The 23,111-nt window shown below is 70.9% G+C and carries 20 protein-coding genes and 1 pseudogene; 8 read left to right on the top strand and 13 right to left on the bottom strand.

From position 1 onward, the window contains the following. Positions 1-18 precede the first annotated feature (18 nt). A complete protein-coding gene (locus ACFY2Z_RS08715) occupies positions 19-666 on the top strand; it encodes a LysE family translocator (RefSeq protein WP_390743444.1) in 648 nt (215 codons plus the stop codon). Between the two features lie 92 nt (positions 667-758). Here the strand turns inward: ACFY2Z_RS08715 and ACFY2Z_RS08710 are convergent, their stop codons facing one another. From ACFY2Z_RS08710 to ACFY2Z_RS08685, 6 genes and pseudogenes are all read right to left on the bottom strand, one after another. Next, positions 759-1,208, bottom strand: coding sequence for a DUF6114 domain-containing protein (locus ACFY2Z_RS08710; RefSeq protein WP_390743443.1), 450 nt, complete (start codon positions 1,206-1,208; stop codon positions 759-761). Positions 1,209-1,291: 83 nt separating this feature from the next. Next, the gene (locus ACFY2Z_RS08705) at positions 1,292-1,915 is read right to left on the bottom strand and encodes a DUF6230 family protein (RefSeq protein ID WP_390743442.1); all 624 of its coding nucleotides are present in this window, start codon (positions 1,913-1,915) and stop codon (positions 1,292-1,294) included. A gap of 686 nt (positions 1,916-2,601) precedes the next feature. Next, entirely contained in the window at positions 2,602-3,678 is a 1,077-nt protein-coding gene (locus ACFY2Z_RS08700; protein ID WP_390743441.1) for an enoyl-CoA hydratase/isomerase family protein, read from the bottom strand. A 110-nt stretch (positions 3,679-3,788) separates the two neighbouring features. Next, positions 3,789-4,178: a hypothetical protein gene (locus ACFY2Z_RS08695; RefSeq protein WP_390743440.1), complete on the bottom strand. Its 390-nt coding sequence runs from the start codon at positions 4,176-4,178 to the stop codon at positions 3,789-3,791. Between the two features lie 168 nt (positions 4,179-4,346). Beyond that, positions 4,347-4,463: pseudogene (locus ACFY2Z_RS08690) on the bottom strand (deaminase); the annotation flags it as partial. A 417-nt stretch (positions 4,464-4,880) separates the two neighbouring features. Next, on the bottom strand, positions 4,881-5,738 hold the full coding sequence (locus ACFY2Z_RS08685; RefSeq protein ID WP_390743439.1) for a GNAT family N-acetyltransferase: 858 nt from the start codon (positions 5,736-5,738) through the stop codon (positions 4,881-4,883). Positions 5,739-6,169: 431 nt separating this feature from the next. Between ACFY2Z_RS08685 and ACFY2Z_RS08680 the strand changes: the two genes are divergently transcribed. The 5 genes from ACFY2Z_RS08680 to ACFY2Z_RS08660 all read left to right on the top strand — a co-directional run bounded on the left by ACFY2Z_RS08680 (position 6,170) and on the right by ACFY2Z_RS08660 (position 12,322). Then, a complete protein-coding gene (locus tag ACFY2Z_RS08680; RefSeq protein ID WP_390743438.1) occupies positions 6,170-7,438 on the top strand; it encodes an SGNH/GDSL hydrolase family protein in 1,269 nt (422 codons plus the stop codon). Positions 7,439-7,722: 284 nt separating this feature from the next. Continuing rightward, positions 7,723-8,139, top strand: coding sequence for a DUF3224 domain-containing protein (locus ACFY2Z_RS08675; protein ID WP_390743437.1), 417 nt, complete (start codon positions 7,723-7,725; stop codon positions 8,137-8,139). A gap of 722 nt (positions 8,140-8,861) precedes the next feature. Beyond that, positions 8,862-9,935 carry an alkene reductase gene (locus tag ACFY2Z_RS08670; protein WP_390743436.1) on the top strand — a complete coding sequence of 358 codons (1,074 nt, stop codon included), beginning with the start codon at positions 8,862-8,864 and terminating at the stop codon, positions 9,933-9,935. A 413-nt stretch (positions 9,936-10,348) separates the two neighbouring features. After that, the gene (locus tag ACFY2Z_RS08665) at positions 10,349-10,627 is read left to right on the top strand and encodes a hypothetical protein (protein WP_390743435.1); all 279 of its coding nucleotides are present in this window, start codon (positions 10,349-10,351) and stop codon (positions 10,625-10,627) included. A 309-nt stretch (positions 10,628-10,936) separates the two neighbouring features. After that, a complete protein-coding gene (locus ACFY2Z_RS08660; protein ID WP_390743434.1) occupies positions 10,937-12,322 on the top strand; it encodes an MFS transporter in 1,386 nt (461 codons plus the stop codon). A 117-nt stretch (positions 12,323-12,439) separates the two neighbouring features. On the opposite strand, the gene ACFY2Z_RS08655 is transcribed toward ACFY2Z_RS08660, so the two are convergent. The 4 genes from ACFY2Z_RS08655 to lnt form a co-directional block, all read right to left on the bottom strand. Further along, entirely contained in the window at positions 12,440-14,365 is a 1,926-nt protein-coding gene (locus ACFY2Z_RS08655; RefSeq protein WP_390743433.1) for a helix-turn-helix domain-containing protein, read from the bottom strand. A 68-nt stretch (positions 14,366-14,433) separates the two neighbouring features. Next, positions 14,434-15,234, bottom strand: coding sequence for a 3-hydroxybutyrate dehydrogenase (locus ACFY2Z_RS08650; RefSeq protein WP_390743432.1), 801 nt, complete (start codon positions 15,232-15,234; stop codon positions 14,434-14,436). A 54-nt stretch (positions 15,235-15,288) separates the two neighbouring features. Continuing rightward, positions 15,289-15,768: an NUDIX domain-containing protein gene (locus tag ACFY2Z_RS08645; RefSeq protein ID WP_390743431.1), complete on the bottom strand. Its 480-nt coding sequence runs from the start codon at positions 15,766-15,768 to the stop codon at positions 15,289-15,291. A 9-nt stretch (positions 15,769-15,777) separates the two neighbouring features. Further along, entirely contained in the window at positions 15,778-17,439 is a 1,662-nt protein-coding gene (gene lnt / locus ACFY2Z_RS08640) for an apolipoprotein N-acyltransferase (RefSeq protein ID WP_390743430.1), read from the bottom strand. A 308-nt stretch (positions 17,440-17,747) separates the two neighbouring features. On the opposite strand from lnt, the gene ACFY2Z_RS08635 reads away from it, so the two are divergent. After that, on the top strand, positions 17,748-18,737 hold the full coding sequence (locus ACFY2Z_RS08635) for an O-antigen ligase family protein (protein WP_390743429.1): 990 nt from the start codon (positions 17,748-17,750) through the stop codon (positions 18,735-18,737). 73 nt (positions 18,738-18,810) lie between these two features. Here the strand turns inward: ACFY2Z_RS08635 and ACFY2Z_RS08630 are convergent, their stop codons facing one another. Continuing rightward, positions 18,811-19,356 carry a hypothetical protein gene (locus ACFY2Z_RS08630; RefSeq protein ID WP_390743428.1) on the bottom strand — a complete coding sequence of 182 codons (546 nt, stop codon included), beginning with the start codon at positions 19,354-19,356 and terminating at the stop codon, positions 18,811-18,813. A 98-nt stretch (positions 19,357-19,454) separates the two neighbouring features. Next, on the bottom strand, positions 19,455-20,240 hold the full coding sequence (locus ACFY2Z_RS08625) for a glutamate racemase (protein ID WP_390743427.1): 786 nt from the start codon (positions 20,238-20,240) through the stop codon (positions 19,455-19,457). A gap of 57 nt (positions 20,241-20,297) precedes the next feature. On the opposite strand from ACFY2Z_RS08625, the gene ACFY2Z_RS08620 reads away from it, so the two are divergent. Then, complete coding sequence (locus ACFY2Z_RS08620; RefSeq protein ID WP_390743426.1) at positions 20,298-21,473, top strand: glycosyltransferase; 1,176 nt, start codon at positions 20,298-20,300, stop codon at positions 21,471-21,473. Positions 21,474-21,503: 30 nt separating this feature from the next. Here the strand turns inward: ACFY2Z_RS08620 and ACFY2Z_RS08615 are convergent, their stop codons facing one another. Next, entirely contained in the window at positions 21,504-22,826 is a 1,323-nt protein-coding gene (locus ACFY2Z_RS08615) for a TerD family protein (RefSeq protein ID WP_390743425.1), read from the bottom strand. Positions 22,827-23,111: the final 285 nt, after the last annotated feature.

Below are 23,111 nucleotides of genomic sequence, written 5' to 3'. Positions count from 1 at the left end.
CCCCCGGAGGGCCGCCCTGTGCCCAGCCATCTGCCCGCGTTCCTGGTCACCACCTGGCTCCTGGCCATGCTCCCGGGCGCCGGCCAGGCCGTCATGATCCGTCAGGTGCTGGCGGGCGGTCTGCGTACGGCACGCGGCACGATCGCCGGCAACGCGGCCGGGCTGCTGCTCTGGTCCATGGCCGCGGCGGCCGGTCTGTCGGCGGTCCTGCTGGCGAGTCCTCGGGCGTACGCCGCCGTACGGATCCTGGGCGGCGTCGTGCTGGTGGTGCTCGGGGTACGGACCTTGACGGCCGCACGCCCGGCCGCCTCATCCAGCTCGTCCGCCGGGGACGCCGAGTCACCGACGGGCGAGGGAAGGACCCGCACCGGTTTTCCGGGGGGCTTCGTCATGGGGCTCGGCACAAGTCTCGGCAACCCCAAGGCGGGTGTGTTCGCCGTGTCGATACTGCCGCAGTTCGTCACGGCGACCGGCCCGGTCTTTCTGTCCAGCGCCGCTCTGGGTGGGGTGTGGGCGCTGGTCAACGCCTGCTGGTATCTCCTGTTCACCTGGCTGGTCCATCGGGGGCGCGCGCTGGTGACCAGGCCGGCCGTGCACCGGGGGCTCGGGGTGGTCACCGGCGTCGTCCTGCTCGTGCTGGGCGTGGCGGTCGCGGCGGGCGCCTGAGGCGGGCGGCTGCGAGCCCTCGCGGCCCGGCTCCGGCGAGCCGACCACGGGGCCGAACGCCCCCTCGGACCGATCGCCCCCCGGAAGCAAGGTCATCCCCCGGTACGCACGTTCTCCCGGGACAACGGCTCGGCGGCGTCCTCGGGCGGAATCCAGGCGCAGGCCAGGGACCCGCCGATCAGGCCGCAGGACAGGCCGATGAACAGGCCCCCGAAGTTCGCGAGGGGGAACGAGACGAGGGAGAGCAGCAGGGTGGCGATCCCGGCGAACACGCGCACATGCTGCTGGAACCACAGGGATACGCCCAGGACCACCAGCAGCACCCCGATGATCAGGGACGCCGCCCCCGACGTGGTCGACAGGGCCAGCGCGATGCCCTGCAGATTCAGATGCGTATAGGGGAAGTACATGATGGGCAGCCCCGCCACGAGCGTGAACAGCCCTGCCCAGAAGGGCCGTTCCCCTCGCCACTCGCCGAATCCGTACCACGCTTCGGCGGCGGTCGCGCGACGTGACAGGCGTCTGTGGAAGTCCAGGAACACGTCTCTCCCTGTGGTGAGGGCTCACGGAGGCATACGGCGGGAGGACGCCACGGCGCGCGCGCCGTCCGTGGGCCGGAGGCATGTCAGAAACACCTGTGACTGCCCTGCTCGATCTGCAGGTCGAAGCCCGGGACGCTCAGGGTGCCGGCCGTGGAGGCGACCGAGATCGCCCGCACGTTCGTCAGGACGACCGTGTTCGCCTGTGAGGCGAAGACGTTGGGGTCGAAGAACCTCGAGTTCCTGTCGCCCGGATTGATCGGCCCCTTCCGGATGGCACCCGCCGCCACACCGATGTCGATGTCGTGTTCATCGGCCTGATCGGCTTTCACGGAGGTCGTGTCGATGAACAGGTTCGACGCCTCCACGGTCTGCTGGTCGGAGCTGGTGAGCATCAGGGTGTAGGGGCCCAGCACCGGGATCGGAAGCACCACCGACAGGCACAGTCTCTTGATGTCCGCATGGTTGAACCCCAGAACCACCACCGGCACCAGCGTGCCGCTCCGCGTCACGTCGACCACCGGGTAGATGCTCACGCCACGGCCGGCCAGCCGGTCCGCGGCGAGCTGGAACTTCTGATCCGAGATGAAGAACGACGCGGCCAGCGCTCCTTGTGCCATGCCGATACCCAGGGCCGCTGCGGCGGCGACGGCCGGGAGGAGGACCGTGGCGAAGCGCTTCCAGCACGTTCTGCCGGAGCGGTACAGCATGGCGCCTCCTCCGTCGCGCGGGCGGCCCCACCCGTGCCGGACCGGGGCAGGCGAAGTACTGGTGGCTGATGTCGGAGTCTAGACTTCCGGGCCCGGCAGCCGACGGCACGTCAGCTCGGCCGGTCGGGTGATATGCCCGCCGCAGGCACCATCCGGGTGCCCGTCCCGGTGCCGGCCGGCCGTGTCGCACCCTGCCCACAGGGAACGACGTGACGTTCAGGGAACGGGGTCGGTGCCGGGACACGGGATACGCGCAAGACCGTCCTCCGCTCCCGATGGTGCAGGCAGGGCTGCCGGCCGTAGGACCGGCCGGGCGTTCCACACATTCGGCCAGGGCTGAGTGCCTGGCACGGCCGGGCTGGGGGCCCGGGCCCCCCGTCTGCGGCAGCGCGAGCCGGCGACGCACGCAGGGGAAGGGCGGGAAGTGCGCGTGCGCGGTTCCCGCCCTCGCCCCGTCCCGCGTACGACGACCCCGCGTCAACTGCGTGTGCCACCTCACCATCCGCATGCCGGACGTGCACGACCGCGACCCCGAACGGCCCCCTAGGCTGACCCGTGCAACTGGTTCGCCCCGTCCGCCAGGCGGGAGCGTCGCAAGAGGGAACCCGGTGGGCATCCGGGACTGCCTGGCCGAGACCGCCTCTGGCGTGATCTTCCGCTCTACGCCAGGCGGACGAGCAGTTCGCTCACGAGGCCGTCTCCGTGGCGGTGCCGGGTCCGGCGAGCCCCAGTTCGCGGTCGCCGAGGGGGGTGAAGAAGCGCTCCACGTCGGCGTCGGACACCTCGGCGAGGGTCGCCGGGGACCAGCGCGGGTTGCGGTCCTTGTCGATGATCTGCGCGCGGACGCCCTCCACCAGGTCGTGGGTGCGCAGGGCGGCGCAGGAGACCCGGTACTCCTGGTCGAGGACCTGTTCCAGCGTGCCGAGGCGACGGGCACGGCGCAGGGCGGCCAGGGTGACCTTGAGGGCGGTGGGCGACCGGGAGAGCAGGATCTCCGCGGTCTCCTTGGCCGTCTGACCGCCGTGAGCGAGAAGCCGGTCGAGGATCTCCTCGACGGTGTCGGCGGCGTAGCAGCTCTCGATCCACTCCCGCTGTCCGGCCAACTCTCCCGGCGGCGCGGGCTGTACACGGCGAGCGACGGCGTCTCGTACGGGCATCTCGGCGAGGTCGTCGAGGAGTTCGGCGACCGAGGTGGACGGTACGTAGTGGTCGGCGAGGCCGCACAGCAGGGCGTCGGCGGCACCGACCTGCGCGCCGGTGAGGGCGAGATGGGTGCCCAGCTCACCGGGGGCTAGGGCGAGCAGACAGGTACCGCCGACGTCGGGGACGAAGCCGATGCCGGTCTCGGGCATCGCGACCCGGGACCGCTCGGTGACGACACGGACGCTGCCGTGCGCGGAGACGCCGACCCCGCCACCCATGACGATGCCGTCCATGATGGCGACGTACGGCTTCGGGTAGCGGGCGACATGGGCGTTGAGACGGTACTCGTCGCGCCAGAACGCGGCCGAGGCGGAACCGTCCCCGTCGCGGGCGTCGTCGTGGACGGCCCGGATGTCGCCACCCGCGCACAGACCACGCTCCCCCGCTCCGGTGATGACCACGGTCTGCACGGCCGGGTCGTGTTCCCAGGCGGTCAGGGCCTCGTCGATACGGCGGACCATCGCATGGTTCAGGGCGTTGAGTGCCCGCGGCCGGTTGAGGGTGATACGGGCGGCCCGTCCGGCGATGTGGAAGAGGACGGGTTCCTCACTGCCGGTCATCCGAACGCCTCCGTCAGACCGCGGGCCACGACGACGCACATGATCTCGTTGGTTCCTTCCAGAATCTGGTGACACGCAGGTCAGGTCACGGACGATCTTCTGGCGCCCACCTACATCCTCGCTCCGCACGGCACCGGCGTCGAATCGCACGTCGCCGCTCGCAGCAAAGGAATGCAGGACGCCAGGACGAACAGGCCGAAGAGCGTGATGGGGGTCAGCCCCACCGGTTGCAGCAGGCGTGCCGGATCGGCGTTCACCGAAGGCCAGTTACTGATCCAGTTCGCGGCCACGTCCAGCGTAATCACCACGCTCCCCAACCAGATGCCGCTTCGCCGCACGACTCCCACCAGCACCGCGACCAGTGGGTCGAGGACGACAAGGCTCAAGAAGTAGGCCCGAATCGACGTGTGCGGAAACGCCGCATAGGCGTGGATGCCGCCACGAACCAGATCACTGATGTGAGCACATGTGCCTTCAGCGAAACCGATCAGGTAGACCACGAGAGTCCATCGTGCCCACCGCGGCAGTCCTCTCCACTTGTCCCGCACGCTCACCCCCATGCAGGGAGCCTATCCGCGACCGTTCACGCAACCGAACGCGGCCACCGGCTTCACCCAGGCCGGCGGAGCGCTCCGTGACGTGGCTGCGGCAGCCCCGGTGCCCTCGTGTCACTTTCGCCAGAACAAGTGGTGCGTCACGCCGCTCGGGCTGGGCACGACGTCCCGATGGGACCGGTCGAGCAACTCGTCGGGGGACTCCCAGAGTCGCAGCCCGGAGCCGAGCCCCGTCCTCCGTCCCGCCGGGTGGGAAGTCTGTCGAGGACCGTACGATGCGGCGCATGATCGAGAGGTTCTCGGCCTCGCGCGCGGTTGTGGTCGGCGGGTGTCTCGTTGAGCGGCAGGGATTGCACCGATAGGTGTTCCGGTGACTCCGCCTCGGCCGGTGGATGCCGTCTCGGTGTTTCCCGAGCCGACTGATCACGCAGGGCACATCGACGGCCAACTGCCCAAATGCGTCGGGTACTTGCCGGTTGCATCGCGCCGAAGTCGGCGAAGGGCAGCAGCAGCGGGACGCCGCCGAGGTCCTGCAACAGGGCGATGAGGTGGGTCCGTACGCCGGTGATGCGCGGGCCGCACGACCGGTCCACGCGCTGCCGGGGCGTCCTGCCGATGGGCCCCTCGGCTCCGCCGATCGCCGGTGGCTCACGACCGTGCTGGTTGGTTGGCGATCAGAAGGGTGGTGTCGGCGGGGCGGAAGCCCAGGCGTGCGTAGATGCGAGCGACGGCGTCCTCCGCGTAGGCGAGGAAGACGGTGTGCACCCCGTGAGCGCGGGCATGGGTGGCCAGGGCCGTCGTGACGGCGGCGGCGAGGCCCTGACGGCGGGCGGTGGGGAGGGTGCCGATGCCTCCGATCTCGGTGGTGCCGTTCGCAGGGTGGTGGTGGCCGACGGCCAGCGGTGTGCCGTCAGGGGCGACGGCGGCGATGAGTGTCTTGTGTCCGGCGCGCAGCGTGGGCCGAGTCGTTTCGACCGTTCCGTCCGCGACCAGTTGCTGAGCCACCGCCGCCAACTCCGTACGCCCGGTCGCGCCCACCGCGGTGCCCGTCGCGGCGAAAGCCAGGCGAGGGAGGGCGAGGGCCGCGGGCAGGGCTGGGTCGTCGGCCGTCAGTGCACGGAGCGTGACACCGTCCGGCAGGGGATGCTGGGGCAGCGGGTGGTGCGGGTCGAGCACCATCAGAGGACGTTCTTGCACCGAGAGACCGGCCGCCTCGATCCGGGCGCGCAGCGTCGGCGCCGCCTCGGCGAGCCACTCGAAGGCCTCCGGCACTCCCAGTTCACGCTGCCGGGCGCGTACTCGGGCGATGTCAGCGGCAGTGACGGCCGCTGAGCCGGCCGCGGTGGGTTGGGCGTGGCTGGGGCCCCCGTAGTACGGGGCGCCTGGTTCCTTGCGTACGAACAACCGCAACGGGCCGAACTCTTCGGCGACGGCGAACAGCAGCGGCACGGCGGCGTAGAACTGCTCGATACAGGCGCGCAGCGGCGGAGCACTCACGCGGCGCATCCCACCATGGGGCGGCACCCCGCCGCATCCCATATTCGACTTGACCCCGAACCGCACTTGCCTCCGCTGAGCCCGCTGCTTCGCGGTCAAGAAGCCCCTGCGATCGACCGATCAACTGATTGACCGATCTGCGGACACGGGGTCCGGCTCTCACGCCCGCCCGAGCGTCTGCACCCATGCTCGATGGATCGGACCAATAGATCGGACCTATTGCTGAGGTGAATATCGCCATCCATCCTGCCCGTCGCTGAAATCGAGGGCAATCTGACCGGAATTGACCTATCCACCTGGCATCATAAGGGAGGTTGCGTACAGGGCTGGTGTCTGATGCATTGACACATCCGATGAATGGGTGGTTGCCTTCGAGACGCTCAGCCTCCGGTCGACTCCGCGCACCCTCATGGCCACGGACCACTGGAAAGGCGACCCCCATGACCAAGAACCGGCACCTTCTCGCCACCCTGGTGGCTGCGTTGGCGATCGCCCTCCCGGGGACGGCAGGCGCCCCGGCCGCCAGAGCCGACGCGGGGACTGCCCCCGCCACCCGCAGCGGCTGGACGGGCACCTGGGAGGCGGCTGCCTCCGGCACCGTCCCGGCCCTGCCCGGCACCTCCATCCGCAATGTCGTCCACGTCAGCGTCGGCGGCCACGCCGCGCGCGTCCGCATCTCCAACCGGCTCGGCACCTCCCCGCTCGAACTCGGCTCCGTGACCGTGGCACTGCAGGAGAGGGGCGCACCGAAGAGCCCGAACGCCGTCGCGGGAACGATGCGCACCGCCACGTTCCACGGCGCCGGCTCGGTGACCGTCCCGGCCGGCGAGGACGCGGTCAGCGACCCCGTGTCCCTCGACGTACCCGACGGCACCAACCTCCTGATCACCGTGTACACACCGGTCGACTCCGGCCCGGCCACGTACCACCGCTCGGCCCTGCAGGCCAATTTCCTCGCCCCATCGGGCAACCACGCGGCGGACGAGGACGGAACCGCCTACTCCGGGACCACGGGCTCCTGGTACTACGTGACCGGCGTGGACGTGTTCGACCCGCACACCGCCGGCAGCGTCGTCGCGCTCGGCGACTCCATCACCGACGGATCAGGATCGACATCCAGCGCCAACCACCGCTGGCCCGACCGGCTCGCCGAGCGGCTGCGCGCGCTGCCGTCGCACCGCCGACCGGGCGTCCTGAACGCCGGGATCGCCGGCAACCGCATCATGCTCGACGGCACCGGCCCCAGCGCTCTGTCCCGCCTCGACGCCGACGTCCTGTCCCGTACGGACGTACGCACGGTGATCGTCATGGAGGGCATCAACGACATCAAAGGCAGCCCCAACCAGTCCGACCCGGCCGCCTTCGAGAACGCCTACCGCCAGATCGTGCAGCGCACCCACGCACGCGGCATCCGCGTCATCGGCGCCACGATCACCCCGTACGGCGGAAACGGCGGTTACACCGAGGCCCGTGAAGCCGTCCGCCAGTCGGTCAACGCATTCACCCGGACCAGCGGCCCCTTCGACGCCGTCGTGGACTTCGACGCCGTGGTCCGCGACCCCGCCGACCCCCACCGCATCCTGCCCGCCTACGACTCGGGCGACCATCTGCACTTCAACGACGCGGGGCTGAAGGCGATGGCCGAAGCGATCGACCTGAACGACCTCAGCTTCACGGCCGAACGGGTCCCCGAACGCAACGCCGCCTGAACCTCGTTCTCCTTCCCCCTTCCGGAGCCCGGCCGGGGTTTCTCCTCGAGCCGATCCTCAGGCTCACAGCCGGACCGTGAGCACTGCCGCATGTTGCTCGGTGCGAGCGGCCAGAGCGGCCTGCCAGACATCTGTCAGGTGTGGAGGGATCAGGCCGGGCTCCATGGCGTCCGGCGGACAGAAGGTGCCGGGTGGGGTGGGCGGCGGAGATGAGCCGGCAGATCCCGACCCGGCCGTCCGCCCAGACGGAGAGCGGTGTCAGACCCCGCCGGTACGGTCGTGCCATGAGAGCTACAGGCACGTTCACTGTCAAAGCGTTCGTCCCGACCGAGCTGAAGCCGGACCCGGCTGTGTCCACTGGGCTTCCGGTGGGTGTCGCGACGATGGAGAAGCACTTCGAGGGCGAGGTCGCCGGCCGCTCGGCGACCTTGTTCACCGCTGCGTTCGACCAGACGACCGGCGTGGGCACCTATGTGGCCATGGAGTCGTTCGAGGGCTCGCTGTGCGGCCGGTTCGGCGCCTTCAACTTCGTGCACTCGGCGACGACGTCCGGCAGCGATCGCACAGCGGAGTTCTTCACCATCGTGCCCACGAGCGGCACCGGCGAGCTGGCCGGGATCTCCGGTGCCGGAGGAATGGCCGTCGACACCGACGGGACGCATCGGATCTGGTTCGACTACGAGTTGGAAGCGGGCCGATGACAGATGAAGCGCATGAGGCCAGGGTGGTCGGTCTGCGTAAGTGCGAGGCATTCCATGGACGGGACCTGTCTGCCCCGGAGACGATCCTCGCGCCGGACTTCATCAGCCATGCGCCGAGGTAGATCGTCCTGCATGACACGCATACAACCGGCCCACGGCGAAGGGCAGTTCATCGGGTCGTGCCTGCCCATCGACAGGTACGACCCGTAGCCCGAGCGATTGCGGCAGCAGCTGAGCGAGGCCGACACCACGGTCAGCACGCGCCGCGGCAGCCACCACGGATGCGGCGCCCCCTCTCGTCAGCGCCCACCTCACCACGCCCCGCAGAAAAGGCTCCACCCGAGGGCCATCAACACGGCCTCCCCACGCCTGCGTGCGCCTGCGATACCCGGCACGCGCGGGCACCAAGCCCGGGTGGCGGTTCATCCCGGCAGTTGGTAGGCGACTTGGGCGCCGTCGTCGTACTGCCCCGCAGAAGCGAGTTCGCGGAACCAGGGCCCGTCTTCCATCGCGACGTGATCCACCATCTGGCGATCCTTGAAGACGGACCTTGGCGCCGTTCGCCGCACGCCGGAGTCGGTACGCGCCGCGAGCTCACCGAATGCACGACCGCCTCCCCTCGTGAACCACGCCACATCGCTTGCCTCTGACATTCATGTCAGGTTTTAGCGTAGCGCTGTGCCCGGCAACCGGGCACAGATGTACGGACGGAGGAGCCCGATATGACGACGTTGTTCAGCAGCTACCGACTCGGCGACCTGATCCTGCCCAACCGGATGGTGATGGCCCCGATGACCCGCGTCAGGGCCGCGGCCGGAGGCCTCGCCACACCGTCGATGGCGACGTACTACGCGCAGCGCGCGACGGCCGGAATGATCGTGTCCGAGGGTGTGCAGCCCAGCCTCGTCGGGCAGTCCAACCCGGGCACGCCCGGACTGCACACCGCGGAGCAGGTCGCCTCGTGGCGTGCCGTGACCGACGCCGTGCACATCAACGGCGGACGGATCTTCGCCCAGCTCATGCACGGCGGCCGGGTCTCGCACCCCGACACGACCGGCCACCAGCCCGTCGCCCCCTCGGCGATCGCCGCAGTGGGCGACGTCTTCACCCCGACCGGCCCGCAGCCCGCACCCCTGCCCCGCGCGCTGGACACCGCCGAGGTGCCCGAGCACGCCCACGCGTATGCCGAGGCAGCCGGCCGCGCGATCGACGCGGGCTTCGACGGAGTCGAACTCCACGGCGCCAACGGCTACTTGATCTCCCAGTTCCTGTCCTCCAACGCCAACCGGCGCACGGACCGCTACGGCGGTACCATCGCGGGCCGGATCCGGTTCGCCGTGGAGGCCGTGACTGCGACCGTGGACGCGATCGGCGCGGCCAGGACGGGCATCCGCCTCTCCCCGGGGGGTGGCTTCTGGGGCGTCGAAGAGACCGACGCGCTCGCCCTCAACACCGCGTTGCTGACAGAGCTGTCCCGCCTCGGACTTGCTTACGTCCACCTGGAAGCGACCACGGACGAGGACGTGCTCACGGGTCTACGCCGCGCCTGGCCCGGGGCACTGATCATCAACCCGGTCCTCCCGATGGGCCCCAAGCAGACCGGCCGTGAGGAAGCGGACCACTGGCTGGACCTGGGCGCCGACCTGATCAGCTTCGGCCGCGGCTTCCTGGCCAACCCCGACCTCGTCGAACGCCTCCGCGTCGGCCTTCCGATCGCTCCCATCGACGAGACCACGTACTACCAGGGCGGCGACGCCGGCTACCTCACCTATCCGGCCTATCAGCACACGGCGTGACGCCCGCGCGGCGGTCTGGCCCACCGGACCGCCGTGACAGGGATCGGGGACGCCGGGGCAGCAGCTCGGACACGGAACGCATGCGTGACGGGTGAGACCGTGGAGCTTGGTCGCGCTCGGTGGCCCCTTCCACGAGGACCTGTCCGTGCGTACTGATGCCCCCTCGGTGGAAGCTTGCCTGGAGCGCTGCCTGCCGCAGCCGCGTGCCCGGGGTCCGGTCGTCCCTGAGCAATCGCGACTCTGCCATCTCGCCGCTCCGGCCCGTGCCGTGCCGTGCCGCAGGGCATACGACGTCAGATCGCTGACGACGGCAGCGGCGTCGGTGCGCAGCTCATCGGTACGTCCAGGACGACGGCTGTCCGACCTGGCCGTAGCACGTTGAGTGCGCACGCGAGCTGATTATGATCTTGGTCATGTCTGTGCAGAACTCTGACAAAATCCTTTCCCGCAAACAAAGGCTTCAGGAGAAGCAGCGCCGCCAGCTGGCGGTGGTCGACACCGTGGACAAGGCCGAGGCCAAGGTCCGCAAGGCAGAGGTTGAACTGGCCTTGGCCGTCGCCGAGGCAGTGCAGGTGTTCGGCAACGAGCAGGCCGCGTCCGAGGGGCTCGAGATGCCGGTCGAAGCGATCCAGCGCTTCCTCGGCATAGCCCAGGACGAAGCGACCGGCGCCGAGATCGCAGACAGATCCTGAGCCTGGCGTGATCCAGTGATCGCGTCGACCAAGCCCGGCCGCCGCCTCTCCAGGCGGCGGCCCTCATCCTTCTCGAATCAGCCGCCTGTCCACTGCTCAACTGCTGTGCTGCCGACCCGAGTACCCTCGGCACCCGCCACGGCCGAGTCCATCAAAGCGGCCCAGCCATCCCTCTGTGAGCGGGCATGGTGGCCGAATGCATAGCTGGCCCTCGAACTATGTTGCCCCGCCACATGTGCGCCTGACCTGCATGTTTCTACGGTGTGCCGACACGTACCCGTCCCCACCGCACACGAGGAAGTGGCGCACATGGCATCCCCGAACACCGCTCCCCCACCCCCGGCGAACCTCCCCCGCATCGTCGCCGCCAGCCTCATCGGTACCACCATCGAGTGGTACGACTTCTTCCTGTACGGATCCGCCGCCGCGCTCGTCTTCAACAAGCTGTTCTTCCCGGACTCCGACCCGCTGGTCGGCACCCTGCTGTCGTTTCTGACGTATGCGGTGGGGTTCGCCGCGCGTCCGATCGGTGCTCTGGTCTTCGGGCACTACGGTGACCGGCTCGGACGCAAGAAACTGCTGGTGCTCAGCCTGCTGTTGATGGGCGGGGCGACCTTTGCCATCGGTCTGCTGCCGACGCACGCGACGGTCGGCGCCGCCGCTCCCGTGCTGCTCACCGTACTGCGCTTGGTGCAGGGGTTCGCGCTCGGCGGTGAGTGGGGCGGTGCCGTGCTGCTCGTGTCGGAGCACGGTGACGCGCGGCGCCGCGGCTTCTGGGCCTCCTGGCCGCAGACCGGTGCGCCGGCCGGACAGCTCCTTGCCACGGGGGTGCTGTCCCTGCTCACCGCCACGCTCTCCGACGACGCCTTCGGGTCCTGGGGATGGCGCATACCGTTCCTCCTGTCCGGAGTGCTGGTGGTCATCGGTTTGTGGATTCGTCTGTCTGTCGATGAATCACCCGTCTTCCAGCAGGCGTTGGCGCAGGCCGAGGCCCGCAAGGCGGCCGGCGACTCCGACACGGAGAAGCTGCCGCTGGTGTCCGTCCTGCGTCACCACTGGCGGGACGTGCTGGTCGCGATGGGCGCGCGGATGGCGGAGAACATCAGCTACTACGTGATCACCGCCTTCATCCTCGTCTACGCCACCACGTCGGCCGGCGTTTCCAAGCAGACGGCTCTGAACGCCGTACTCATCGCCTCCGCCGTGCACTTCGCCGTCATCCCGGCGTGGGGTGCGCTGTCGGACCGGATCGGCCGTCGGCCGGTCTATCTGCTGGGTGCGGCCGGAGTCGGTCTGTGGGCGTTCCCGTTCTTCGCGCTCATCGACACGGGCAGCTTCGGCAACCTCGTCCTCGCCGTGACCGTGGGCCTGGTGCTGCACGGGGCGATGTACGCGCCCCAGGCGGCGTTCTTCGCGGAGATGTTCGCCACCCGCATGCGGTACTCGGGTGCGTCCATCGGTGCCCAGTTCGCCTCCGTGGCGGCCGGGGCCCCGGCGCCGCTCATCGCCACCGCTCTGCTGTCGGACTACGGAAGCTCGACGCCGATCGCGCTGTACGTGATCGCGGCGTCCCTGCTGACCCTGGTCGCGGTGGGTGTCGCGAAGGAGACGCGCGACCGTGATCTGGCACGGGTCGAGGCCTCCGCCGACACCGCGTCCGTGGAGACCCGGGCCGCGGATGCCCCTACCGCCTGATCTCCGGTTCCTTCCGCCGGTCCCGGGCGTCAAGGCGCCCGGGACCGGTGTGCGTCCGGCTTCGTTCGGGCGGTTCCGGGGTCCGCCGGGGTGGCGCGCCGCGGCCACGGCTCGGGGTCAGTGCCGAGCCGACGACGACAACCGGTGCAGGCGCAGGGCCAGTTGTATCTCCAGGGCACGGGCCGGGCTCTGCCAGTCGTCGCCCAGCAGACGGCTCACCCGCTCCAGGCGCTGTGCCACCGTGTTCACATGGACGTGCAGCCGGTCCTTGGTGCGTGCGGGGCTCATCCCTGAGAGGAAGTAGGCATCGAGGGTGCGGACGAGATCGGTGCCGCGCCGTTCGTCGTAGGCGACGACCTGGCCGATCGTGCGCTCGACATACCCGGAGATGTCCCTGTCCCCCGCGAGCAGCAGCCCCAGGAACCCGAAGTCCTCGGCGGCGGCGCCGTCTCCCGCCCGCCCCAGCAGGTGCAGGGCCTCCAGACAGCGCTGCGCCTCCGTGTAGGCCGCGGCCACCCGGTCCGGGCGGGCGGCGAGGTCCTCGAAGGGGGCGGAGGCGCCGACGGTGACCGCCTCGTGCACGGCGGTGCCCAGATGCCGGGCGGTACGGCGGGCGAGGTGTGTCGCGGTGCCGCCGCGTTCCAGGGGCAGCAGCAGGACCGTACCGCCGTCGCGCACGGCGGCGAGACCGTGCCGGGTGGCCGCGAGATGGAAGGCGGCGGACCCGAGACGGCGGCGGGCGGCGGCCTCCTGGTCGGCGTCGTCCGCCGTGCCGTCGAGGCGGGCGGCGAGCAGCACATGGGTGGCGTCGAGATCGGCGCGCAGCCGCGCGGCCCGTTCGCGCAGGACGCGCGGGTCGCGGTCGCGGGCGTCGAGGAGGTCGTCCAACAGCTCGCCGCGGACGCGTTGTTCGGCCTCCGCCGCCGAGCGGCGGGCGAGCAGCAGCAGGGAGGTCACCATCGCGGCGCGCTCCAGGGTGCGCTGGTCGACGGGGTCGAGCCGCGTATGGCCGCGCAGGACGAGGGCGCCGAGCAGTTCACCGCCGGCCGCCACCGCGGCGACCCAGTCGTCGTCGTGCCGCACGGCGTGGCCTTCGGCGCGGGAGGCTTCCAGCGCAGCGGCGGGGGCGGCGTCCGCCTCGGCGAACTCGACCGTGCCGTCGAGGACCTGGGAGACGGCCGCGGCCACGTCGTGCACACCGCCGCCGCGCAGGACGAGTTCGGCGAGCCGGTCATGCACGTCCGAGGCCCGCTCGATGACCGCGCTGCCGTCACGGATGATCTCGTTGGCCCGCGCCAGCCGGGCGAGGGCCGAACGGGTCTCGGTGAGCAGGTTCGCGGTGTCGATGGCGGCGGCGGCCAGCGCGGCGAACGAGCCGAGAAGAGCGATCTCCTCCCGCTCGAAGACGCGGGCCCGCCGGTCGGCGGCGAACAGCACCCCGATGACCTGCGGACCGATCATGAGCGGCACGCCGAGGATCGCCACGAGTCCCTCGTCACGGACACCGGTGTCGATCGTCCGCGTGTGCTGGAAGCGGGCGTCCTGGAAGTAGTCGGGTGTCACATAGGGGCGGGCGGTCTGGGCGACGAGTCCTCCGAGCCCCTCGCCCATGCCGAGACGCAGTTGCTGGAACCGGGCGGCGACCGAGCCCTCGGTGACCCGCATATAGGTATCGCCGGCGGCCTCGTCGTGCAGGGTCAGATACGCCACGTCGGTGCTGAGCAGCGAGCGGGCGCGCTGGACGATCGCTTGGAGGACGGCGTCGAGGTCACGCAGCCCGGCCAGATCGTGGGCGGTCTCGAAGAGCGCGGACAGCTCCGCCTCCCGGCGGCGTCTGCCCTCCATCTCGGCACGCACGCGCAGCGCGAGCCGCTTCGCCCGGTCGAGGGCGTCGATGTGCTCGGGCGGCAGGCCCTCGGCCCGGGCGAGGAGCACCGGCTGCTCGTAGGCGTCGGCCGATGCGCGCCGGGCCAGGAGCTCCAGGAACGGGGCCTCGGCGTGGGTGCCGAGGGGTGCCGCGGGCTGTGCGTGATCGCGTGACATGCCCCCAGGATGGCCCACCTCCGGGCCGGGCCCACCGGCCTTGTGGACAACTTCTGGCATGTTCCCGCTCAGTGTGCCGTCCAGCCGCCGTCGAGGACCAGCGAGGTGCCGGTGATGAAGGAGGCCGCTGAGCTGCAGAGATAGGCCACCGCCTCGGAGACGTCCGCCGGTTCGATGAGCCGCTTGACCGCCGTGTCCTGGAGCAGCACCTCGGTCAGCACGCGCTCCTCGGGGATTCCGTGCGCCTTCGCCTGGTCGGCGAGCTGCTTCTCCACGAGGGGCGTGCGTACATAGGCGGGGTTGACGCAGTTCGACGTGACGCCGTGGGGGGCGCCTTCCAGGGCCGCGGTCTTCGAGAGTCCTTCGAGGCCGTGCTTGGCGGCGACGTACGCGGACTTGAAGGCGGAGGCGCGGAGCCCGTGCACCGACGACACGTTGACGATGCGGCCCCAGCCCTGGCCGTACATATGGGGCAGTGCCCCGCGGATGAGCCGGAACGGCGCCTCGAGCATCACCGTCAGCACGGTGTGGAAGACGTCGGGCGGGAACTCCTCCAGGGGCCGCACCAGTTGGAGTCCGGCGTTGTTGACCAGGACATCGGTGCCGTCGGCGGCGAGTTCGGCCGCGTCCAGGTCGGTGAGGTCGAGGACGTACGGCTCGACGCTGCCCGGGAGACCGTCGGCCGCGCCTGCCAGGGCCTCGAGTCCGGCGGCGTCCCGGTCGACCGCTCGTACCTTCGCACCGGCGGCCGCCAGCCGCAGCACGCAGGCACGGCCGATGCCGCCGGCGGCGCCGGTGACAAGGGCAGTGCGTCCGCCGAGATCGAGCGAGGGAGCGTGGGGGGCCGACAGCGGGCTGGGCTCGGTCATGCGGAAACCCTAGGCTGCGCCCCGTCCCCTCCGCATATGGTCACCACCCACACTTCACAGCAGATTAGTGGGGTCGAACCATGTGGGTGCCTCCGACAGTGCCTGCTTGATCCGCAGCAGCGCGAACTCGCTCAGCGCGGGCAGCGCATCCACCGAGAACCAGCCCACCTCCAGCGACTCGTCGTCGTTGACACGCGCCTCGCCGCCGATCGCACGGCAGCGGAACGTGATGTCCATGTACTGGCACCGGTCGTCGTTCGCGTAGGTCACCGGAGCCAGCGCCTGGACGAGGACGACCCGCTCGGGGACACATCGCACGGCCGTCTCCTCGTACACCTCGCGGACGGCGCAGGCGGCGGGCTGCTCCCCCGGGTCCGGTATGCCCCCGATCACCGACCACTGCCCGTTGTCGGCCCGGCGCCCCAGCAGGACCCTGCCGTCGTCGTCGAGGACCACGGCGGTGACGCCGGGGAGCCAGAGCAGTTGATGGCCCGCGGAGGCGCGGATGGTCGTGATGAAATCGGGAGTGGCCATGGACGGACCCTATCGGGCCGATTCCGCGGCCTCAGGGTCTCCGAGAGGGGTGTCCTGGACGGTACGGTCACGGCGACCGCGCGCCGCCGACGCCACCGCCCAGCCGAGCCCGCCGACCGCGACGAGCACGAGCAACGCCTCGGGCAGGGTGCCCAGCCGCGTGGCCGGGGTCGCGGAGGAACGCAGCGGCACCTTCTGGACGAGCGAGTCGGCCACAAACATCCCGGTCCGCTGGGTGATCTTTCCGTCCGGCATGATGATCGCGCTGACACCGCTGGTCACCGGGACGGTGACGGTCCGGCTGTGTTCCACTGCGCGCACCCGGGACATGGCGAGCTGCTGGTAGGTCATCTCGCTGCGATCGAAGGTCGCGTTGTTGCTCGGCACGGAGATCAGCTGGGCGCCGTCCGTGACGGTGGAGCGCACCGTCCAGTCGAAGGCGGCCTCGTAGCAGGTGACCAGTCCGACCTTGGCACCCGCCATGGTGAACACGCCCGGCTTGCGTCCCCGGCTGAAGTCCTGGCGCACCATCGACGTCCAGTTCTTGTTGATGGCGCCGAGCAGCGGGCGCAGCGGGAGGTACTCGCCGAACGGCTGGATCTGCCGCTTGTCGTAGGTGTCGACCGGGCCCTTGGCCGGGTCCCACAGGATCTGCTCGTTGTAGAGCTTGCCGTCCCGCTCGACGACACCACCCACCGAGAGGGGTGCGCCGATCGCCCGGGCGGCCCCGCTGATCACCACTGCGGCATCGGGGTTGGCGAAGGGGTCGATGTCGGAGGAGTTCTCCGGCCACAGCACCAGATCGGGCCGCGGGGCCTTGCCCGCCCTGACCTTCTCGGCCAGTCGCAGGGTCTCGCGCGCGTGGTAGTCGAGAACGGCACGCCGCTGGGCGTTGAACTCAAGGCCCGAGCGCGGCACGTTGCCCTGGATGACGGCGACGGTCGTGGTGCCGTTCTCGGCCTTGTCGCTGACCAGGGAGCGCGCCGCGACGGCGCCCACCACGGGAGCCGCGATGCTCAGCAGGGCCGCGACGGCCGCTCCGCGCCGCAGGACGCCCCCGTTGCGCCGGCCGTCCACGACCACGCGCGCGATCTCGTAGAGACCGAAGCCGCACAGCACGACGGCGAAGCCGAGCACCGGGGTGCCGCCCACCGCCGCGAGCGGCAGGAAGACACCGTCCGCCTGGCCGAAGGCGATCTTTCCCCAGGGGAAGCCGCCGAAGGGCGCACGCGCGCGTGCCGCCTCGCCCGCGATCCACAGGGCGGCCGCCCACACCGGCCAGACGGGCAGTCGGGAGACCAGTGTGATGCCCGCACCGACGAGCGCGACGAAGAGGGCCTCCACCGCGACGAGCGCGATCCAGGGGCCGGGACCGACCTCCACGCCGGTCCACACCAGCAGCGGCAGCAGGAAGCCGAGGCCGAACAGATAGCCGAGGCCGAGGCCGGCCTTCCAGGTGCGGCCGCGCAGGGTCCAGCTGAAGAGGGCGAAGGCCGGGACGGCCAGCCACCACAGGCTCCGGGGCGGAAAACTGACGTAGAGCAGCACTCCGGAGAGTGCGGCCGCGGCGGCCGGAAGGAGGCGCTTTGCCCGGCGGACACCGCGGCGTGCGGGTGCGGCCTGGGGTTCGAGCTGTTCCGGCTCGCCCACGGGAGTTGCGGTGACGGTCACCCGGGGAGTGTACGGCGCGTGACCATGCACCGGACAGCGCGGTCGATTCGGGCCCCCGGGGCTTCCGCCCGTGATTCGACCGTTTTGCTCCGCCTTTCTGCAGCAACGTTCCTGCGCAACTCGTCCACAAACCGGCGCATCACCGTTACGGTGTGCGCGAGCCTGTGACGTGCAGCCGGACACAGCCGGGACGGTGGGGCCCGGCTCAGGGGGGCGGCGGAGTGGGATCCACGGGTACGGAGTCCGCGGCCGGGGCCGCGGATGCGGAAGACGAAAGACGAAACGTTTCGGATGCGACGGGCGTCCTCATGCTCGGCGCGTGCGCGGCCTGGTCGCTGATCACGGCCGCCGCGCACGGCGGGCGGCCTGAGGGCGTTCTGCTCGCTGTGCTGGCGGTTGCCGCGGGGTACTCATCGGGACGCATCCTCGGGGCGCTGCTGCCGGTCACCGCACCCGCGGTCGGCGCCCTGTGCGGAGTCGGGTTCGCGGTCGCCGCGCCCTACGCGACGCCGGGCCCGCCGTCCCCCGCCCCGCTCGGCTCCACCGGTGCGATCGCCGCGCTGCTGGCGCTCTCCTCGGGTGCGGCGTGCTGTGCGGCGTGGGCGGCCCGGGACCCGGCGCCACGGTTCGCGCTCCGCCTGTCGGTCGTGGGGATCGCGGGGGTCGCGGCGGCGCTGGACTCGACCGCGGGCCTTACGGCGTCCATCGGCCTGTTGCTGTACTCACTCGCCGCGGACCGGACACGCCACCGCGCCGGCGTACTGGCCGCCTTCGCCCTCATGGTGACGGCGGTGACCGCGGCGACCTGGGCGATGGCCGGGAACATGACGCCCGGCGGCCCCTCGGCCGTTGTCGGGGCCCCGTTCGGCGGGCACCGCGTCCAGTTGTGGCACGACGCGCTCAGCCTGGTCCGGGAGCATCCGGTGCTCGGTGCGGGGCCCGGACGCTTCGGTGAACTGAGCCCCGTGTCCGCGCAGTCGCTCCTGCCCGACGACAAGCCCCATTCGGCGTCCCTGCAGCAGGCGGCGGAACAGGGCTTGATCGGGCTGGCACTGCTCGCGGGGGTCTTCTGCTGGTTCCTCCACGCTCTGTGGCGCACCCGGCGACCCACGCCGATCGCCCTCACGGCGGGCGCTGCCCTGACGGCGCTGGCGGTGATCGCGTCGACCGGTGACGCGCTCAGCTTCACCACGGTGACGGCGGGCGCGGGCCTGCTGGCCGGGATCGCTACGGCACGCCCGCTGTGGGAGGGCGAGGGTGCCGCACGGCCGGACGGGAAGAGCGGTTCGCCGCGATGACCGTCGCCCGTCATGACGGTGTGGCGAGAGGCCGTAGTAAATAAGGAGTAAGAGGACGGCTGAGGGTCGCCGGTCAGTGCGTGGCGCCCGGCAGGCTCGGGTGCAGCCGGGCCCGGATGACCCGCACCGCGGACTCGGCGTTGTCCACGGTGATCGTGAAGGTGTGCCCGTCCCACAGGCGCAGGACGACACCCTCTCCACGCCGCACGATCACGGCCGTGCCCTTCTCGGGGCGCCAGCGGTAGCCCCAGCCGCCCCACTGGCGTGGCGTGACCCGGGGGGCGAATTCGGCTCCGGCGACGAGCGAGAGGGGGATGCGGCGACGCGGCAGACCGATGTGGCCGCAGCGCACCTCAAGGCACTCCTTGTCGACCTTGACCGCGACATGCACGAACGCGAGCGTGCCGAAGAGGACCAGCAGACCGGCGGCGATACAGCCCACGACGGACATGACCAGGGGGACGAGGCCGGACGACCACGCGGAGTCGACGGCGAGCTCGATACCGAGCGCCATACAGGCGGCACCGACGAGCGCCGCGAGCCACTGGGCGTGGTTCGTCGCCCGTCCGGTCCAGATCTCGGGCTGCGGAGCCCTGTCACGGTCGAGGTGCTCCCTCATGCCCTTGAGGGTACCCATGTTTCGGAACGCGGGCATGGTGTTGCGCAGCGTCACCTGCCCGGGTGACGACCCAAGGACACGGGCGGATGGGCGGGTCCTCAGCCGGTCGTGCTGACCGACTGCAGGAGCTTGCCCTCGTCGTACGACAGCGCCGCGGTCGGCAGCACACCCTCGCGTCCGCTGAGGAGCACCGTCACAGCGGCGCTCGCGGAGGCCCCCGGAGCCACGTCCGCACCGATACGGCGCAGTGCCTGCGCGGCGACGGCGCCGGCGGAACCGTGCAGGACGAGCGGCGGCCGGCCGGGCTGCTGCACGGCGGCGCGGATCCGTTCGGCGACCAGTTCGTAGTGGGTGCAGCCCAGGACCAGGGTGGTCACCTCGGCCGGTGTGCGCGCGGCGGCCGCGGCGACGGCCGCGTCGATCGCCGCGTCGTCCGCCTTCTCCACGGCGTCCGCGAGCCCGGGGCACGGGACCTCGGCGACGTCCACGCCGTCCGCGAACTCCCGGATCAGGCCGCGCTGGTAGGGGCTGCCGGTGGTGGCGGGCGTGGCCCAGATGGCGACCGGTCCGCCGCCCGCCGCGGCCGGCTTGATCGCCGGGACGGTGCCGATGACCGGCAGACCGGGTTCGAGGAAGGCCCGCAGGGCGGGCAGCGCGCGCACGGTCGCGGTGTTGCAGCCGACGATCAGGGCGTCGGGCCGCTGTGCGGCGGCGGCCTCGGCGACGGCCAGGGCCCGCTGGGTGACGTCCTCGGGAGTGCGCGGCCCCCAGGGCATCCCGTCGGGGTCCAGTGAGAGCACGAGATCTGCGTCAGGCCGCAGACGCCGCACCGCCGCAGCGGCCGGCAGAAGTCCGATTCCGGAGTCCATCAGCGCGATCTTCACCCCGCAACCATAGACGATGAGCCTTCAAGCACCTCCTTGTGGGGCAGACTGCGGCAGGTGACTGCCCTCGTGTGGATCGCTGTCGTGTCGCTGGCCTCCTGGTTGTGGCTGCTGGTCGGTCAGGGCTTCTTCTGGCGTACGGATCTGCGGCTGCCGCCCCGCCGGGAGCCGGAGTCGTGGCCGTCCGTCTGTGTCGTCGTACCGGCGCGGGACGAGGCCGCGGTCCTTCCCCACAGCCTTCCGTCGTTGCTCGCACAGGACTACCCCGGACGGGCCGAGGTCTTCCTCATCGACGACGGCAGCTCGGACGGCACCGGAGAACTGGCCCGGGCGCTGGCCGAGCGGTACGGCGGACTGCCGCTCACGGTCGACTCCACCGGTGAGCCCCCCGCGGGCTGGACGGGCAAGCTGTGGGCCGTACGGCACGGAATCTCTCTCGCACGCGCGCGTACCCCCGAATACCTGCTCCTGACGGACGCCGACATCGCACATGCGCCCGACAGCCTGCGGGAGTTGGTGGCGGCTGCGCGCACCGGCGGTTTCGATCTGGTGTCACAGATGGCCAGGCTCCGGGTGGACAGCGTCTGGGAACGGCTCGTCGTGCCCGCCTTCGTGTACTTCTTCGCGCAGCTCTACCCCTTCCGGTGGATCGCGGTCAGGGGATCGCGGACGGCGGCCGCCGCGGGCGGCTGTGTCCTGCTGCGTACGGAGGCGGCCGAGCGGGCGCGGATCCCCGATGCCATCCGGCAGGCGGTGATCGACGACGTGGCGCTCGCGCGGGCGGTCAAGGCCGGCGGTGGCCATGTCTGGCTGGGGCTGGCCGACCGGGTCGACAGCGTCCGTCCCTATCCGCGGCTGCACGACCTGTGGCGGATGGTCTCGCGCAGTGCGTACGCGCAGTTGCGGCACAGCCCGCTGCTGCTCCTCGGCACGGTGCTCGGCCTCACCGTCGTCTACCTGGTGCCGTCCCTGACGATCGTGGCGGGACTCGTCAGCGGGAACACCACCGCGATGGTGGTCGGCGGGCTCGCGAAGCTGGTGATGACGGTGACGTACATCCCGATGCTGCGGTACTACCGGCAGCCGTGGTTGCTCTCGGTGCTGCTGCCCGTCACCGCCTCTCTGTATCTCCTGATGACGGTCGATTCGGCCGTGCAGCACTACCGCGGGCGCGGTGCGGCCTGGAAGGGCCGCACCTATGCCCGCCCCGACGCGGCGCTGGACGAGCAGTGAGCGGACCGCTCCCGCGGGTGGGCGGAGCGGTCACTTTCTGCCGGGGGTCCAGTTCATGCCCCACCCGTAGGCGCGGTCGATCGTGCGTTGGGGGCTCACCCCCCGCTCGGGGACCAGGTAGCGGGCCTCGCGCTGGACGACCAGGTCGCCGCCGGTGTTCGTGATGAGGGCGAGGGCGCACACGGTCGAGGGCACCGTGCACTCGTCGAGGGAGAACTCGATGGGTGCGCCGTGCTCCGGCCGGAGCGTGACCGTGGCGTGCAGGTCGGCGAAGGAGCAGGCGCCCTCGTAGATGGTGACGAAGATGAGAATGCGCCGGAGGCTCTGCTTGTGGTCGAGGTTGACGGTGAGGTTCTCACCGGTCTCCACGGCCCCGGTGCGGTCGTCGCCGTCGAGGTGGATGTACGGCGGGCGGTGCAGCGCCCCGAACGCGTTGCCGAGGGCCTGGACGACCCCCTTGCTGCCGTCGGACAACTCGTAGAGGGCACACAGGTCCAGGTCGAGGTCCGGGTTCGAGGTCGCCGCCCGGCCGCGCCGGCCGCCCCAGCGCGAGAACTGTTCACGTGTCTGCCAGTTGAGGTTCACCCGCAGGGCACCGGAGGTGCCGCCCTGCTTGGTCAGCGAGACCGACGGGGCCTGTTTGGTGAGCGTGACCTTGGTGAGGCGGACCGGGGTGGACGGGACCGACGACGGGTTCTGGGGCGAGAGCGGCGCCCCGTACGCGCCCGTGGGAGCCGGGGCGGCCGGCGGCGGGGGCATGGGCGGGACCGGTGCGTTGACCGGCGGCACGGGAGGCGCAGGCATGGCGGCGGCGGGCGGCTGGGCGTGCTGCGGCTCGTCCACCGTGATCCCGTAGTCCGTGGCCAGCCCCTCGAGTCCGCTGCTGTAGCCCTGCCCGACGGCGCGGAACTTCCAGGCCCCCTGACGGCGGTAGAACTCCCCGAGTACGAACGCGGTCTCCACGGTCGCGGTGGGATCGAAGCGCGCCAGCTCCGTGCCCTGCCCGGCGTCGAGCACCCGGATGCAGAGGCCGGGCACCTGCCCGAACGTTCCGCCGTCGGCGGAGGCGGCGAGCACCACCGTCTCGACCGCGGGCTCCACGCGCGCGAGGTCGACGAGGAGCGTGTCGGTCACCTGGCCGCCCAGGTCCCGCTTGCCCTCGTGCCGCACGGCTCCGGAGGAGTGGGCCGGCTGGTTGTAGAAGACGAAGTCACCGTCGGTGCGGACCTTGCCGGAGAGCAGCAGCAGCGCCGAGGCGTCCGCGTCTGGGACACCCGGTCCGGAACGCCAGCCCAGTTCGACCCGCAGGGCCGTTGTCGGCACCTGGAGGTTGGATCCTTTCGCCATTGACATGTCCGCCCCCATCACCTGTCGCTCCGCCGGGAAGGGATCCGGGCGGTCCGTGCATCCGTTCCGGCCAACCTATTCTCCCGGGCTCCGAAGTCCCATCAACGGCACCGAAGAGCGGTGGTCAACCGCCGGTAACCCGCTGGGAACTCGGCCTTTACGCGATCCAAACCCCGATTGCTGCCCTTTTTTGACAAGTTCGCTCGCATTGGGGATCCCACGTCACCCCGGGCACGGAAAACAACCCTCTTATCGGTCTCCCCAACCAGCACATCGTGGGCTTAACTTATG

Source organism: Streptomyces sp. NPDC001222 (assembly GCF_042896945.1).
GTDB lineage: Bacteria > Actinomycetota > Actinomycetes > Streptomycetales > Streptomycetaceae > Streptomyces > Streptomyces gibsoniae.
The sequence above is the reverse complement of the archived record's forward strand: the minus strand, read 5'-3'. Positions and strand labels throughout refer to the sequence as shown.

Bases quoted from the DNA above. Each gene is read 5' to 3' on its own strand.
- ACFY2Z_RS08685 (WP_390743439.1), bottom strand. From the start codon at position 5,738: ATGCGCCGCGTGAGTGCTCCGCCGCTGCGCGCCTGTATCGAGCAGTTC.
- ACFY2Z_RS08645 (WP_390743431.1), bottom strand. From the start codon at position 15,768: ATGGCCACTCCCGATTTCATCACGACCATCCGCGCCTCCGCGGGCCAT.
- ACFY2Z_RS08655 (WP_390743433.1), bottom strand. From the start codon at position 14,365: ATGTCACGCGATCACGCACAGCCCGCGGCACCCCTCGGCACCCACGCC.
- ACFY2Z_RS08650 (WP_390743432.1), bottom strand. From the start codon at position 15,234: ATGACCGAGCCCAGCCCGCTGTCGGCCCCCCACGCTCCCTCGCTCGAT.
- ACFY2Z_RS08615 (WP_390743425.1), bottom strand. From the start codon at position 22,826: ATGTCAATGGCGAAAGGATCCAACCTCCAGGTGCCGACAACGGCCCTG.
- ACFY2Z_RS08665 (WP_390743435.1), top strand. From the start codon at position 10,349: ATGTCTGTGCAGAACTCTGACAAAATCCTTTCCCGCAAACAAAGGCTT.
- ACFY2Z_RS08700 (WP_390743441.1), bottom strand. From the start codon at position 3,678: ATGACCGGCAGTGAGGAACCCGTCCTCTTCCACATCGCCGGACGGGCC.
- ACFY2Z_RS08630 (WP_390743428.1), bottom strand. From the start codon at position 19,356: ATGAGGGAGCACCTCGACCGTGACAGGGCTCCGCAGCCCGAGATCTGG.
- ACFY2Z_RS08680 (WP_390743438.1), top strand. From the start codon at position 6,170: ATGACCAAGAACCGGCACCTTCTCGCCACCCTGGTGGCTGCGTTGGCG.
- ACFY2Z_RS08705 (WP_390743442.1), bottom strand. From the start codon at position 1,915: ATGCTGTACCGCTCCGGCAGAACGTGCTGGAAGCGCTTCGCCACGGTC.
- ACFY2Z_RS08660 (WP_390743434.1), top strand. From the start codon at position 10,937: ATGGCATCCCCGAACACCGCTCCCCCACCCCCGGCGAACCTCCCCCGC.
- ACFY2Z_RS08635 (WP_390743429.1), top strand. From the start codon at position 17,748: ATGCTCGGCGCGTGCGCGGCCTGGTCGCTGATCACGGCCGCCGCGCAC.
- ACFY2Z_RS08670 (WP_390743436.1), top strand. From the start codon at position 8,862: ATGACGACGTTGTTCAGCAGCTACCGACTCGGCGACCTGATCCTGCCC.
- ACFY2Z_RS08675 (WP_390743437.1), top strand. From the start codon at position 7,723: ATGAGAGCTACAGGCACGTTCACTGTCAAAGCGTTCGTCCCGACCGAG.